The organism is Microcoleus sp. B9-D4 (genome assembly GCF_036705105.1).
Taxonomy (GTDB): domain Bacteria; phylum Cyanobacteriota; class Cyanobacteriia; order Cyanobacteriales; family Microcoleaceae; genus Microcoleus.
Genome location: NZ_JAUBTS010000007.1, coordinates 12453 through 27001 on the forward strand (window position 1 = coordinate 12453; position 14549 = coordinate 27001).

Consider the following 14549-nt stretch of genomic DNA (forward strand, 5'->3'; position numbering starts at 1 on the left):
AGTTCACATTTTATTACCATCCTCCTATCGAGAGACATCCACCTTCCGACGAAATTGCCCCCAAATAAATACTTTTCTTCTCTCCATAGGAGGATGACACTCTTTAATATGAGGAAAAACAATAGACTATGGATAAAATGTAGTAGGAATCTTAGCCGTGACTGCAACTACCGCCACCCAACCAAAAACAAGCCAACTAAAAACCATCCTGATAGTTGAAGATGACCCGATGATGCAGCTCGGTCTACAGCATATCCTCAATAACCAACCCCATTTAACAGTTGTCGCCCAAGCTGTTAACGGCAACGAAGCCGTCAGTGCCGCGCTGCAACACCAACCAGACATCGTGCTGATGGACATTGACTTACCCGGAATCGACGGTATTGCAGCCGCGCAGCAAATCAGAGCCGCACTGCCGCATACTCGCATCCTGATGCTCACCCACCACAGCAATCCAACTCAAGTTATGGCGGCTTTGTCAAGCGGCGCTCACGGCTACTGCGTTAAAGGCACTAACGCAGAACAACTTCTAGCAGCGATTACGACTGTGCAAGAAGGTGGCAGTTACCTAGACCCTAAGATTGCCGACTGCGTGCTGCAAAATCTCAAAACGCCACTGCCCGAAAGCTATGCGAATGACGACATCAAGCTGACTGAACGGGAAATGCAGGTTTTGCAGCAGCTAGTTGAGGGTAAAAGCAATAAACAAATCGCTGCTCAACTAGGAATGAGCGTCCACACCGCCAAAGGTCATGTAGAGATGATTATAGCTAAATTTGAAGCGAGCGATCGCACCCAGGCTGCCGTTAAAGCACTGCGTTTGGGGCTGGTTTAGCCGTTGGAATGCACCTTCTAATTGTTCTAAAAAAAGTGGTTTTTGAGACCTAGCTATCGCGTAGCAAATTATGGCATCTTGTCAATCTTCAAACTTTGGCAATGTCAACCAAAACCTCGCTCCTTTTCCCAATTCGCTATCAACGCCAATCTCTCCGCCGTGAGCCTCAACAATTTGCCTGCAAATGAAAAGTCCCAATCCCAATCCTTGCCTTAAACTAACTCCAACTCCCCTCGTATAAGGCTCGAATAATCTTGCACATTGCTGAAGAGAAATTCCTGCCCCATTGTCTGCAACCGTACAGCGAACCATCTCACCTTCCTTTTTAGCTTCTACAGTCAAAATAAACCCAGACTGATTGTATTTAACAGCATTGTCGATCAGATTGCCAAACACCCGCCAGAGCTGCTGGGCATCAGCATTGACTAAAGGCAAATCGGCTGCAAAAAGCTGCTTAACCTTGACTCGATGCTGGTTGAGAATTGGTAATCTTTCAATAAGAATATTTTGGACTAAAGTGGGCAGCGACAGCGGCTTCATGGCTAAAGAAGCACTTTTCACATCAAACTGTTGTGTTGCTGTTAGTGACTCAATCAACTGGAGTTGGCGCGAACAACTTTGCACCATAACCTCCACAGTCCGCCTATCAATAGCAATGTTACTGCCAGCATCATTGAGGCGACTTCGCAGCAGCAGCGACATTCCCGATAGAGGCGATCGCAAATCGTGCGAAACAGCGTGCAACAGCATTCTTAAATTGGCTTCTGCTTGCTGTCTTTCTTGAATTTCCTGGCTGAGCTGAACATTTTGTGTAGCCAATTGCACGTTAACGCAGCGAAGTTGTTGCTGTAAACGCTGCATTTTAAGTTGGGCAGATACCCGCGCTAACACTTCAACAGGCTCAAAAGGTTTTATAATGTAGTCAGCACCGCCCGCCTCAAACCCTTTTACTTTGTCAAATACGTCATCTAAAGCGCTGATAAAAATTATAGGGATATCACAAGTAGCTTCAGATGCTTTAAGTTGACGGCAGACTTCATAACCATCCATACCGGGCATTTTTATGTCTAGCAAAATCAAGTCGGGCGCTTGCAACTCTACTGCTTTTAAAGCTCGCTGTCCACTAATCAACTTCCTGACTTTGTAACCGTTTTCAATTAGCAATTGAGAAAGTAGTTGAATGTTAGCGGGAATATCGTCAACAATCAAAATGTCAGCCAAAAATTGTTTAGTTTGCTCCATCATCTATCGCCACCAAAGGACAGAGTTTTGAGTTTTTTCCGAATATTGCCAACCGCTATTTTCTCAGCCGCGCTGTTCGCACCAGCAGCATTAACAGGCGACTTAACATCAGCCACAGTCACGGGTTCTTCTGGATCGTTCGGATGTGGCAGCAATTGGTAAGCGAATCGAATCCGCTGATCCAGCTCTTCATCTATATTGAGCAGTTTACCCGTCTGCTGCTCTACTGACAAAGCTTTCGCCCGCCTTTCAAGCTGCGGTCTGATGCTGCTGTCCCACAGTTGTTCAGACTCTTTAGCTCGCTTTATGTCGCCGGGCCGCACCGGAATCTTGAGAGGGTAGGGAAATAAAGCTTCCGTCCCCGTTGCGTAGGCCGGTGAAGTGATGACGCACTTGCCTTGAGGAAACCTCAGAATTTCGTCAGGACTAATCAGCGGTTTCTTTTGCAACTGTTCGCTCCAGTTGACAGAACGGCTCGTTTGCTGCCCCGTCGAGCTGCCGGTCGATCGATTTTTTACCAGCACTTCCACTTCCCCGTACCGCTTAGAATATTTCTCGGCTGTCTCAAAATCGCCGGGGTTGAAGAGGACATGAGTTGACAAAGCACTGGCGATCGCAGCTCCTTTTTTATCCCCATATAAATTATAGAGTTGATTGAGCGATTGAATCCCAACAATCGGCACGCCACCAGCAGAACGATATTCGTTAGCCCACTGATCCATTCTGTCGAACTTGAGAGATGGAAACTCGTCTAAGCAGTACAAAAATGGGTCAGAACGTACCCGACTCAAATTAGACACCACACATAAGTGAATAGCAGCAGCTAACAGCGGCCCCACTACAGTGCGCCTTTGGTCATCTAATTTGAAAATAACGCACTTTTTGCCTTCTAAAGCAATTGGAATCGTGCTGCGACCAATAAATGCCCGCAACAAATCTTTTTGAATGAAACTGGAGTAGGTTGCCTCTGCGGTTGCCTTAATGCCCGCCACAGTTTTTTCAGCATCTTTTGAACTTAATAACTGCGAAAAACTAGAGGCAATCCACCTGTCCATTTTGAGGGGATGACCGTCGGGCCGATGAACGGCGTGGTCGATGCGCTTGACCAAATCTGGGAGTTGAATAATTGCGTACACAAAAGCTAAATCCGGGTAAGGACTGCTTTTTGCCAACTGCACTAAACCCTTCGCCATCAACTCGCCTGCTTTCTCGAAAAACTCATTGCCTTTGCTCTCCCCCGGACTAGCATTTCGAGCAATAACTTGTCCAATTTCTGCTGCCATTACTGCATCTTGTGCATCTCTCATAAAATCCAGAGGATTGATAGTGCCGCTGTAAGCTTCCCCCGGTGCAAACACTTGCACATCGTAGCCGTAGCGCACTGCAAGGGGTGCAAGCAGTTTCATTTGGTCTCCTTTTTTGTCGTAAATAATGACAGGAAACCCTTGCTGAAATGCACTTTCAACCATCCGGTCAATGACGCTGAATGTTTTGCCAGAGCCCGGAGCGCCAATGACTAAAGTTCCGCGTTCTGCGTGGGGAAACCAAACTGTAGGAGATGCACCTAATAGCGTTTGCAATCTAGCGCTCAATCCCTGACAACCTTTAAACCAATAAGTCGGCGTACCGCTCCACAAAGTGACGGGCTGCCGTTTTTTTTCTTTCATTTGTTTGAGGGCAGAGCCTGTGGCTGCCAATTTTTCAGCCGTCCCGCACAGCCGCCCGGAGGTAATTTTACCCTTCCCATTTCCAACTAATTTGGAAGCAATAAGTAAGCCTGCCATTAGCCCTAACATTGCCAGTCCCTCTGGCTTCATAAACTGACCCAACAAGCCGCCAAAATCTATGCTAGTTAACGAACGTTTAGGAGCTTGAACTGCCATTGGTACCAAGGTAGCTTTGTTAATTTTAGGCAAGAATTGCAAATTGTTCATTTTTTTGAGCTCTTAAAAAACTAAATGTTTCAGCTAGCGGCTATCGCCTCAAGGGGGAAACCATGACAAAAATAGGTAAACAATGGTAAGAAGCAATAACGCGAAATCTCCCAGTAAGACAGTACAGAATTCTAGTGGAAAGTCCCACACGCAAAAGAACAAGAGTGCTGATTATTACGAGATAGATCCGGAGCTATTCAACAGTGATTACAACCAAACTCGCAAGCCCTCTTTGCCCTATGGAATCGTGATTAACGATAACCCAGCAGGTATTTTGCTCCCGAACGACCAGCTTGTCAAAGCGGAATGGCACGTAATACCTAATGTTGAGGAATTGACAACGGTCGAACTAAGCGAAGAAGTGACAGGCTTGCTGCTCCCAAAAGCGAGAATGTTGGTATTAGCTTTTGTGCCTGAGTACATCCGCTACAAAGATATTGAAGAAAATGGAGAATTAGCAGGTACTTTTATTGGGCTTTACGACGAATATCGCGATTCCCTCGATAAAAAGACGCAGGAAGTGTGTTCCGAACACGCTCTCATCTTTCTAAATGCCAAAAACCAACCCCTGCATCAGGTACCGATTGTCGTCCGCTTCAAGAATGTAGCCCTCTGGAGCTTTAAGAGCGCTAGAGAAGAATTTTACCGCAATTTGGAACGGGCATTTGCTGATTGCTTTGGGAGAGATTACAGCGGTAAAAATGACAAGTGGCGCTCTTTGGGAGTGTTGAATGTCGAGTTTAGAGCTCTTAAAGAAGGGGAAGGCAAAAATAAATCGTTTTGCTGCAAAACTCACAGCATTACTCAGCCAACTGATGCTAATTTTCACAAGCTATTTCTCGGTCAAAAACCACAAAAAAAATTGATTTGGGGACTGCACAATAACATTGCTGGTTTCATTGAGGCTAGCGATGCCGGGTTGCCAGCTATAGCTGCTGGTGCGGAACCTGAAGTCCAGGCATTGCCAGAAAGCGTAACTAACCGCAAAAATCGAGGTAAATTGTCACCCCCTCGCAAAATTGCACAAGTTGAAGGAGGAACAGACTCAGAATTAGAGGAATTAGATGAATTTTCCGAGGCTGCTGAGGTTGAAGTTGAGGTTGATTCAGAAGAAGATTTTGACTTCGATGAACCCGCAGACTACTAAACACTAACTACTGAAAAGCTGGCTGTCAGCAAGTTGATAGGTAAGGCCGTCGTAGCAAAATTGAAGCTGGCGGCGGCCTTCTTTGGAAAGCTGATTCACTCCTAGACAAGGCAAACCCTCGTGCGAGGAACTGTCAGCCTCAAACAAAGGAGTTTTCGGCGGTTTATGGGGATCGAGATAAGCTGCAAATACTTCTGTTGGCATTTGACTTGAATCATTAGGAATTAAGTAGCCAACATAAAGGCAGCCTTTTGTGCCGCACAGAGCGGAATTATTGAAATCATAAAGGTTCAGCCGTCCTACCGAGCCATTAACTTGCCACACTCGCATTCTCTTAATCGCTTCCGCCGCTGCACTTTGCCCAGCCACTACTTTGAGTTCTGGAAGGCTGCTGTGTTCCTTTACGATTAGGGTTAAAGTTTCTTTTGGAGTGACTCGCAAAGCTTGTTGCCAAGAAGCTGGTGCGGTTGTTGCTGAACTAGAATTCGTGCAAGCAACTGTCCCCAATAATAGCGACAGGGCGGTAAAAACTGTCAAACCAATGCGAAACCAGTAACCAAGTTGATTTAACCAAACCGGGGGGTTGACAATCTTTTGGGTGCCTGCTGTTTGTTGCTTAACTCTATTTTGTTTAACCATTTGTTACTCCACTCCTACAAAATACAAGAAAAAACAGGACACTAAAGCCGAAAAAAAAGACAATAAAAGAGAGATTGTTTTGCTGAACTAAGCTGTTGTATGTCTAAATCTTAAAGTCAATTTTTATGACTGACTTCGGGGAATACAAAACGAGTCTACAATTTATATCCTGAACAGCTTAGAAGTCATATCTAATCAGTTGACATCGGAATTATTATCTCTCTCTTCTCTTTCTCTGTGTCCTCTGTGCCCTCTGTGGTTTAATCATTCCGATACCACCAATTTTGATATCAATGCCATGAAATTAATGGTTTCAGCAATTAAAAACGTCCTGGTTGTAGAGAAGGTTGTTAGACTTGTTAATAACTTGCTTTTCCACCTCCTCTTTCCCCTGGTTCAATGGGAGAGTGCAGCCGTGCCAAAACTAATTGCTAGTCCCAAACCGATTAGAATCATAAAAAATTGCTGCTTTCGCTTGTAAAAAAGTCGAATTAAGAACCACATTCCCATCAAAAAAGAGCTAATGAACAGCGCAACCTTAATACTCCCACTAGCATTTAAAGTAATGCCGGAGCCGACAGAGTTGCTGATGCCATTGCTGTCACCAGAATTAGCTTGGCAATTGTCGCTGGTATTGTGGTTATAAAGCTCTCGAACTTTTTCCCCGTACTGTTTGAGAGAGTAGCCGCCTAAAATGTTGGAATAGCTGGCATCAATTTTACTGCCAGAACCCCCAAAGTGTTTTTGCGCTACTCGCTCAATTAAGCGATCGCCCTTGAAGACCTGCCCAGTTTTAGGGTCAATTTCCTGTTGGCTGCTGACTAAGTTCTCAGCTAGAGAATTTTGCAAGACTTTATCCTGAACAGCAGGAGGAAAATATTGGAAGAGTTCGTCTCTTGTAGGTTTTTGGCCTTTGTTGACGTTCAGGATAAAGTTAGCCCCCCCTGGAATTGAGCTGACAGCACGCTGCACCTCTTCCCGGTAACTCATCAACTGATAGCGACCGATCGCCCGCCCGCAGTTGCGAGATCCTTCGGTACAAACCATCTCGCCAATAGCTTCGTAATCGCCACTGGCTGCATTTTCCAAATTGGCGATTCCTTCGGAAAGCTTTGCTAACGCCTCCCCTAATGAAGCTACATCCACACCGTTAACGTAAGTTGCGGGGCCCGCGCACTCTCGCTTTGATTCAGGTAGAGGCTGAGTTGGTAAAGTGTTTTCTTTAGCTTGATTGGAACTCAGTGGCTTTGAAGGTTTTGTTTCGGATGCGACGCCTTTTGAACGCGAAATACTGTTAGAAGAACCGCCCTCCAATCGACCGACAAACATAGGCGAATTAACGCTGTAACTGAGAAACGGAACCGGACCAATAATGTAAGGCGATTTGCCGCAGGGCAAACTAAACCTGAAGTACAGAGCCGTGTCAACAGTATCGCTGGTTTCTGACGGTTCCATTACCACTACTTTAAACACTTCCCCAAAAGGATGCCGGCCCGTCGGTTCCCAACCGGTCAAACAGCCAGAACCGCCTCGCACTTCCTGGTATTTGCCGCTAATCCACTGCTTGCCTTCTAGCGGCCCTGTGGCGCGGCGACCGGCGTTTTCCATGTCGTCGAGTTCGATATAAGCGCAATCTTTCTCGCACGCTACCGCAAATCCTTCTACATTAGAACCGGAAAGTGTGTTATTGCGCTTGTTCTCGTACCGACTGTAGATCGTGTCAATTCGCATGATTGTGCTGCCAATAGACGCAATAGGAACAGGAAAAGTAGAAAGCGGGACTTGACTCAGCAGCGGAATATTGCTGATGAGTTCCTCTGACCAGCCAGAGAACTGTTCTAAATTTACGCTATTAAGATTGGGAATTTGGGCGATCGCAAACTCAGATAGGTCAATTTGGTTGAGTTTTGCCTGCGCTAGTTGCGGTACTTGTTTTACAGCTTGACCAATTGGTAATTGGTTGATGTTAGGGTTCACTCCGGCTATTTGAGAAGATAAAGAAGCAATTGGAGGAACATCGCTCAATTGAAATTGACCCAGATTCGGAACAATTTCAACCAAGTGACCGACAGTTTGCTTACCAGCTAAGGGAAATGCTGACAAGCTGATATTTTCTAAATTGATATCCCCTAGTGCCAATTGTTCAATTGCTTGCAAAGACAGAATTTCAGGTTTTACATCGTTGATGTCCCCCAGCTTCAAGATGTTGTCAACAGAAGTGCCGGCTTGCCAGCTTCGACCGCCTGAACTTCCAGAACTAGCAACGGCGGGCAGGGAACTAAAGGTAATCTGGTTCCAATCTGGCAGCAAAACTCTAGATTGTTCTTTTTCCCAAATTTTAGTAGGTAAGGGACTGGCGCTAGCAATTAATGGAAAGCTTAAGAAAGTAATGCAGATGAAAGCAAAAATTAGGCAGAGTGTACTGGCAGCTATTAAAGCAGATCCTACCTGGCTTAATTTTATTAACTGCTTTGGACTGTTCATGGGAATCCTATTGATGTTAACTCAAATGCGGGTAAAAAAAGCTGCTCTATTCTCTCTAGTTTGGAAAAACGTTAAATGGTTTTTAAAACATTACGAAAAATAGAGCAGTATTGCAGAAATTAGCCATCAGCTAAATCTCCCTCTCCCCCTCTCTCGCCCTCTCCCTCTCTCCCTTTCTCCCCCTCTTCCTCTCTCCCTCTCCATTTTAGGAATTACCCAAAAACCCGGTTTTTGAATGTAATTCCGTCATTTTAGGTTGAGGATGAGAACGAGAAACTGTTTTTTTTAGGTTGATAGTGCGTCCTGGACTGCATTTCTCCATCTTCGCTTTTTTCTTTAATCAAGCTCCAGCTCAAGCTGTGGATTCGGGCGGACTGCTGAATCTGTCCAAGGAGTATCTGCTAGGTTGGACAAGTCATAGACATTTTCTTGGTAACCGTTGTCAAAATTACCTTGGCGAACTTCTTTAGATGACGAGTAACCGACAGTCAAATCGGGTGCTGATTCGTAACCGGAGTTGTTATAGCCGGAATTAGGTTCGATCGAAGCATTGTGCATGGTTTTTCTTAGTTTATGTGGTCAACAATTCCAATTTAAATCGCATCGAGTTCGTGCAACTTCATTCCTGTGAGCGATTTCGTTCAGTAAAAATTACCCCCTCTAAATGGAGGGGGCGGCTTTAGGAAGGTTGCCTAACGGCTCTCAGCACTGGGCAATTATACGAAGTCGAGAAAAATGTTTTTTAAGAGAAAGTAGGAACTAAAAGCTAAAGAATACCCATGCTTAAGAGAGGGGATATGATGCAGGTTGGGGTGCGTTCAAAGCTACCAAATTACTTCCGCATTTTTTATTAATTGTTCAATAACTCCAAGCAAATCACTTGGTTTGGTGCGAGAACACCTCCGACTTTTATTACTTGCAGCTCTCCGCTTTCGTCTGGATATTGTGCTTTAACTTGGGCAATTGCTGCATCTAAACTAGATGCCTGAGCAATATACACCTTCTCAAGAGCACTTAGTACCCAAATAGGTTTGGGCCACTTATGTCGAGGTTGGAGAATTGAATAGTGAATCACTTGACCAGTGTACTGAACAATTTGCTCGATCGCAGTTTCCGAACAAAACTCACCCAATTCTGACTCAATACATTGTTTGAGTTCTTTCGCAGGGATTTGCTCAACAACTGATTCTAAGAGCATTAATGCTGGTCTTGTCTGCTCTAATTGAGTGTGTTCCTGCACGACTAATGACTCTACGAAGTGACTCACCTGCTTGATGATTGAGTCAAAATCTAGCTCCATCAATAAATGACCTAAATACTCCCTTAACAAATTTCTTAGCTTTTCATCAGAGATATTGATACCGCAGGTTTTTAGATAAAGTGAAGGTTTATTACCCAAATTCCGACCGCAGCCAACTTCTCCATTAGCTGCATCTTCTGCTTCTATCAGTTCCATCAAGCGCGGATAACTGGTTGTATCATCTATTGTGGATTGGGGCTGGGAGGGGATTGAGTTACTCATTTGTCTTTCCTTAATGTTTCAAAGTAATTAAGATTGTCGGGTTCTTCAGGATCTGGACCGCAGTCTAGCAGCCCCACTTTCAACTTTCTATAAAATACTAGCGCACCAGGCAGTGCGTGGAAGCCTATCCTTCCTTGGTATTCTAGTTCCTCACTACGAGCAATCGCAAAATCTATTAGAGTTCCACCTACTCCTTTATAAGTGGGAGGATTGCTAATAGCTGGTCGATTCCAGGGAGCCGTTGCTAAGGCTTTGACGTACACCAATCTTCGTCTCAATTGAGACTCAATATAGCAGCGTTTTTTTAAAATATCGATAGTCATTAAACCCTGAGTTATGCCATCACACTCAATGGCATATAGTTCATCTCCTGGTAAAAACTGAGTTCTATAGCTTTTACTAACCCAATTCCAGTATTCATCTTCTTCTCCACTCCCTCGAAGCGTTGGTTGCCACAGGGTTGTCGCATCTTCTAAATGCTTCTCAGTAACGGATGTCAGGATAGCATTAACTACCTGTCGATCTCGAACTCGAAGAAGCTGGATAGGGCGATTCAATTGCCAAACCTAATTATTGTGACAACTACATTATATGTCATAATTTTAAAATTTCAATTCAAGCAATATTTTCCAACTCACCTCCCTCTAAAAATCTTTTTCAAAAGCTAATCGTACAGACGCTAACGCAGCCGTTTGTAAAAAGATTCCAGATGGCAAACCAGGCTGCGACCTTTTAGGCCGCACTTGGGATAGTCAAAACAACTGTTGCCAGCTCTAAAGTTGGCCACTATTTTCAATCAAAACCAGGGTTGGCTGGTTTTTTTAGACCAACCGCCATCCTTTATGTCTCTTACCTTATTCCTAAAGTTCAGGACTTAAATTGATTTACAAAAAACAGACTTATAACTCGTATACTTCCCAAATAAAACCCATCATCCTCAAGCTACCTAATGTCGAAAACTCCTTAAAAATAGTTAAATTTTGTGCATTATTGACACAACGATATTCTTTCACTTTTTTATAAACGGAACTAATTATGAAACCTAATCCACTAAAAGAGCAGAAACAATCAACCGCTATCCCAACTGTTTTGAGTCCAGACAAACTTAAAATAGCTCATTTGCAAGTTACACTTAAAACTCCTTATCAACTGATCGATACTGCTTTCAATCTTGAAACAGCTCTTCAACCATTCCAACAAGCAAAAATTATCGGTATAGACTGCGAAACGACAGGGCTTGACCCCTACAAAGCCAAAATTAGATTGTTACAACTTGCCATTCCTGACCATCCAGTAATCATTGTAGATTTATGGGCCATTGAACCGAGTTCCCTCGAACCATTACGCTTGCTCTTAGCGAGTCCTGCACTGAAGGTAGGTCACAACCTCAAATTTGAATGGCAAATGCTCGCTTTTGCCGGACTGGAACCATCCAAACCCTTTTTCGATACCTATTTGGCTTACCGAGTGCTGACGGCTGGACTAAAACGCCATTTGTCCCTAGATGCTGTCACTGAGAATTTGTTGAAAGTAAAGCTAGACAAAACGCAGCAAGTTAGCGATTGGTCGGCAAACTTAACACTCGCTCAACTCCAATATGCTGCTACCGATGCTGCAATCTTATTCCCGCTGGCTGCTGCTCTGCAACAAAAACTGAAAGCTTCTAAGCTTTGGAAAACTGCTTTACTAGAGTTTGCTTGTCTGCCTGCGGTGGCTTCTATGGAACTCAACGGAATGCTTTTAGATAGAGAACAGTGGAAAGTTTTGGGAGTGAAGCTCTGTCATGAACGCGACTCTCTTTTAAAACAAATTAATTCACAACTCCATCGACCTAACCCTAATCAACAAATCTCTCTGCTGCCCGAATTTACGGATACAATTAATCCTCGCTCTCCCAAGCAAGTCTTAGCGGCTTTGCAAGAGAAAGGTATTCCTGTTACTTCCACTAGCTCTCAACATTTAATTCCTTTGCAAGGCGAGTATCCCGTTATTCAAGCACTGTTAGAATATCGCAGTTTATCGGCTCGTATCGATACTTTTACTCTGGGTTTACCTGAACGCATTCACCCGATTACAGGGCGCATTCATCCCAATTGGTTTCAGATTGGTGCTAGATCAGGACGGTTTAGTTGTCGAGAGCCAAATTTAACGAATATCCCCAGAGATAAGGAAACCCGACAGTGTTTTAAAGCTGCACCCGGTTACGTCCTGCTCAAAGCCGATTACAGCCAGATTGAACTGCGGATCATGGCGAAGGTTTCGGGCGATCGCACGATGGTGAAAGCTTACTCCAAAGGGGAAGATTTGCACTCTCTCACAGCTTCCTTGGTGCTAGCAAAACCTTTATCTAAAATTACTGTCGAAGACAGACAGCTCGGCAAAATTATTAACTTCGGTTTAATTTATGGCATGGGAGTTACGAAATTTAAGAATATGGCTCAAGCAGAGCATGGAGTCACTTTAACGCTGCAACAAGCTTCACACTTTCGTAAGAAGTTCTTTGAATCCTATACAGGTATCAAACAATTTCACGGCAAAGTTCGGAGCGCCTGGAGCCGAGATATTCGAGAGAGTCGGACAGTCTTAGGCAGAAGGAGATTATGGTCAAAAGATACTAAACCACTGCTTAACGAAATGCTAAATAACCCAATTCAAGGGATGAGCGCTGACATTACTAAACTCGCTCTTGCTCTCATTTTTTCACCTCTAAGCTGCACGGATGCTAAACTGATTTGTGTGGTTCACGATGAAATTTTAATAGAGTGTCCTCTTGAAGAAGTGAGGCCAGTTAAAGCCTTGCTTAAAAAAGGTATGGTGAGAGCCGGGAATAAATTTCTCTCTCCGATTCCTTGCGAGGTAGAAATTAAAGTGATGGAAAGTTGGGGAGGGTAAGAGATTAACGGGGAAAGATTGGGGAGTGGGAGTAGGGAAAAAACGAACCGATGCTATTGCGATTTATCATGCACTCAAGTTTTATCGTAAGCAGATGGCCGATACTCGAATAACTCTTGCTCTCCCGCCGCAAATTTAGACCCATCCCTCCCAGAAGCAGGCCGAGCAAAGGACGCTTTGTTGCGAATCCCCTGGATATCTTCAGAAGAACGCTCAGACGACAGCACAAACTGAGTTCTCTGATAACGCAGATCGGCCAATTCAATTTTACCAGGTCGCCCTTCACAATAAGCTCGCTCAGCACAGCGTTTAACTGCGATCGCAATTTCAGCGCTCGTTGCTCCGGCATAATCAGATAGTAGCGAATACCACTGTCTGTCGCTCCAAAGATTCTCTTTTCCTTCCCCAAACTGCTCTGGGAAATACTTAGCTAAGTGCAAATTGAAAATCTCATAGCGAGCGCCGCTGTGTGGCAAATCCACAAACCAGATTCCGCCGTCGTCAAATCTGCGGATAAGTTCAGCCGGCAGCATTTCTAAGCGGTTAACAGTAGCTAACATTAACACGGGGCTCTCATGTTCCTGCATCCAGGTGAGCAATTTCTGCGACAGTCGCCTAGCTACACCGCCATCAGCATTTGATTCCCAGCCAGAAAAACCCTTGTCAAAATCGTCAAAGAACAGCACGCAGCCGCCCAAATTATCGGCTGTATCCAGCATTTTGTTGAGAGCGCGATCGGGATTAGAGGAACCTAGAATATTGCCCCAACTTGCTGCTAAAAGCGCATAACCTAGCTTCTTAGCAGCTAGCTTTGCACTCAAACTTTTGCCCGTCCCCGGCGGCCCCCACAGCAGCATTCCTTTGGGAGGTCTGAGGTGATATTTCTTGGCATCAGCTTCTGACAGCTTTACGACTTCGCTCAAATAAGCGTCTAATAAATCTAAACCGCCAGCATGAGGCACGTCGGGAGAAGCAATGAACTCCAACCCCTGGTCTCGAAGTTGCGATATTTTATGCTCCAATACCAACTGTGCGATTTGGACAACTGAAGCAGTCATAGAGAGCGATCGATCTAACACCAATTCAATTTCAGCAGTTGGCAGCCCTAGACTAGAAACAGCCAGCCGTTTTTTAGCAGCTACCGCATCTAAACCAAAATCAAGGGAACAATTGCGATCGCAAAAATTATCCACAAGAACTTCGACTTCAAAGCGATCGGGTAACGGGCAGTTGAGTAGAGGAATTAATGGCCTTAGCTTTGATGGCAGTTGGATGTACTCGCCCAGCAGTACCCAATATTGCTCGGCTGAACGCCCTTTCAGCTCAAAGAATGCGTTAGCCAATTGAGAATAACGGCGGATAAGAGGCTGTTCGGTACTGTCTGATTCCAAAATATCCTCTAACAAAAAGATACCGGGACAGTCATTTTCCAGCAGAAATTGCAGGACATCACTCTCGACAGATAGCTCAGTTTTACATAAGACGCATTCACTATTATACATCTGGGAAATATCTGAAACGCTTGTCATATCTGAATGACAACCTAAATTCGGGAGATGTTTATCCAAACACCGCACCTGTTGAAGAGTTGCATAGCCAGGATTCCAATAATAAACAGGTAAACCACACTCACTGGCGTACTGATGAAATGATGACAATATTTTTTGGCGATCTGCACTGTAATATTCGAGGGCAAATATTGGAGTTTGAGTCGCTCTTAAATTAGACGAGATCGTGAAATATTTCATGAATTTATACATCTAAATAGAGGATGTTTAACATAAAACTTTAACTAACATAATTAAAAATTAGCGTCCTGCTAATGAGCGAAATTCTCCCCCTCAATTGGAGGGG

11 protein-coding genes are annotated in these 14549 nt (G+C 44.4%); 3 read left to right on the forward strand and 8 right to left on the reverse strand.

The window, feature by feature from the left end; all coding sequences use genetic code 11:
* The first annotated feature begins 157 nt into the window (after window positions 1-157).
* Entirely contained in the window at window positions 158-835 is a 678-nt protein-coding gene (locus QUB24_RS06085; RefSeq protein WP_333151665.1) for a response regulator transcription factor, read from the forward strand.
* An 81-nt stretch (window positions 836-916) separates the two neighbouring features.
* Here QUB24_RS06085 and QUB24_RS06090 read toward each other — a convergent pair whose 3' ends face one another.
* Window positions 917-2080 carry a hybrid sensor histidine kinase/response regulator gene (locus tag QUB24_RS06090; protein ID WP_333151667.1) on the reverse strand — a complete coding sequence of 388 codons (1164 nt, stop codon included), beginning with the start codon at window positions 2078-2080 and terminating at the stop codon, window positions 917-919.
* Window positions 2077-4011, reverse strand: coding sequence for a type IV secretion system DNA-binding domain-containing protein (locus QUB24_RS06095; protein ID WP_333151669.1), 1935 nt, complete (start codon window positions 4009-4011; stop codon window positions 2077-2079). The genes QUB24_RS06090 and QUB24_RS06095 overlap by 4 nt, the downstream gene beginning before the upstream one ends.
* A gap of 82 nt (window positions 4012-4093) precedes the next feature.
* Here QUB24_RS06095 and QUB24_RS06100 point away from each other — a divergent pair, with 82 nt between their 5' ends.
* A complete protein-coding gene (locus QUB24_RS06100; protein WP_333151671.1) occupies window positions 4094-5158 on the forward strand; it encodes a DUF5895 domain-containing protein in 1065 nt (354 codons plus the stop codon).
* A 3-nt stretch (window positions 5159-5161) separates the two neighbouring features.
* Here QUB24_RS06100 and QUB24_RS06105 read toward each other — a convergent pair whose 3' ends face one another.
* The 5 genes from QUB24_RS06105 to QUB24_RS06125 form a co-directional block, all read right to left on the reverse strand.
* On the reverse strand, window positions 5162-5797 hold the full coding sequence (locus tag QUB24_RS06105) for a hypothetical protein (RefSeq protein WP_333151673.1): 636 nt from the start codon (window positions 5795-5797) through the stop codon (window positions 5162-5164).
* A 396-nt stretch (window positions 5798-6193) separates the two neighbouring features.
* Entirely contained in the window at window positions 6194-8281 is a 2088-nt protein-coding gene (locus QUB24_RS06110) for a hypothetical protein (protein ID WP_333151675.1), read from the reverse strand.
* 336 nt (window positions 8282-8617) lie between these two features.
* Window positions 8618-8839, reverse strand: coding sequence for a hypothetical protein (locus tag QUB24_RS06115; RefSeq protein WP_194008911.1), 222 nt, complete (start codon window positions 8837-8839; stop codon window positions 8618-8620).
* 292 nt (window positions 8840-9131) lie between these two features.
* On the reverse strand, window positions 9132-9803 hold the full coding sequence (locus QUB24_RS06120) for a hypothetical protein (RefSeq protein ID WP_333151677.1): 672 nt from the start codon (window positions 9801-9803) through the stop codon (window positions 9132-9134).
* On the reverse strand, window positions 9800-10360 hold the full coding sequence (locus QUB24_RS06125) for a hypothetical protein (protein WP_333151679.1): 561 nt from the start codon (window positions 10358-10360) through the stop codon (window positions 9800-9802). The genes QUB24_RS06120 and QUB24_RS06125 overlap by 4 nt, the downstream gene beginning before the upstream one ends.
* Before the next feature lie 478 nt (window positions 10361-10838).
* Between QUB24_RS06125 and QUB24_RS06130 the strand changes: the two genes are divergently transcribed.
* On the forward strand, window positions 10839-12695 hold the full coding sequence (locus QUB24_RS06130; protein ID WP_333151681.1) for a bifunctional 3'-5' exonuclease/DNA polymerase: 1857 nt from the start codon (window positions 10839-10841) through the stop codon (window positions 12693-12695).
* A 74-nt stretch (window positions 12696-12769) separates the two neighbouring features.
* Here QUB24_RS06130 and QUB24_RS06135 read toward each other — a convergent pair whose 3' ends face one another.
* Window positions 12770-14443, reverse strand: a complete 1674-nt coding sequence (locus QUB24_RS06135) for an AAA family ATPase (RefSeq protein WP_333151683.1) — start codon at window positions 14441-14443, stop codon at window positions 12770-12772.
* Window positions 14444-14549: the final 106 nt, after the last annotated feature.

What these genes read in the sequence shown, in the direction of transcription:
- QUB24_RS06095 (WP_333151669.1), bottom strand. Translation starts at nt 4,011, where the DNA reads ATGAACAATTTGCAATTCTTGCCTAAAATTAACAAAGCTACCTTGGTA.
- QUB24_RS06105 (WP_333151673.1), bottom strand. Translation starts at nt 5,797, where the DNA reads ATGGTTAAACAAAATAGAGTTAAGCAACAAACAGCAGGCACCCAAAAG.
- QUB24_RS06115 (WP_194008911.1), bottom strand. Translation starts at nt 8,839, where the DNA reads ATGCACAATGCTTCGATCGAACCTAATTCCGGCTATAACAACTCCGGT.
- QUB24_RS06135 (WP_333151683.1), bottom strand. Translation starts at nt 14,443, where the DNA reads ATGAAATATTTCACGATCTCGTCTAATTTAAGAGCGACTCAAACTCCA.
- QUB24_RS06100 (WP_333151671.1), top strand. Translation starts at nt 4,094, where the DNA reads ATGGTAAGAAGCAATAACGCGAAATCTCCCAGTAAGACAGTACAGAAT.
- QUB24_RS06090 (WP_333151667.1), bottom strand. Translation starts at nt 2,080, where the DNA reads ATGATGGAGCAAACTAAACAATTTTTGGCTGACATTTTGATTGTTGAC.
- QUB24_RS06130 (WP_333151681.1), top strand. Translation starts at nt 10,839, where the DNA reads ATGAAACCTAATCCACTAAAAGAGCAGAAACAATCAACCGCTATCCCA.
- QUB24_RS06120 (WP_333151677.1), bottom strand. Translation starts at nt 9,803, where the DNA reads ATGAGTAACTCAATCCCCTCCCAGCCCCAATCCACAATAGATGATACA.
- QUB24_RS06110 (WP_333151675.1), bottom strand. Translation starts at nt 8,281, where the DNA reads ATGAACAGTCCAAAGCAGTTAATAAAATTAAGCCAGGTAGGATCTGCT.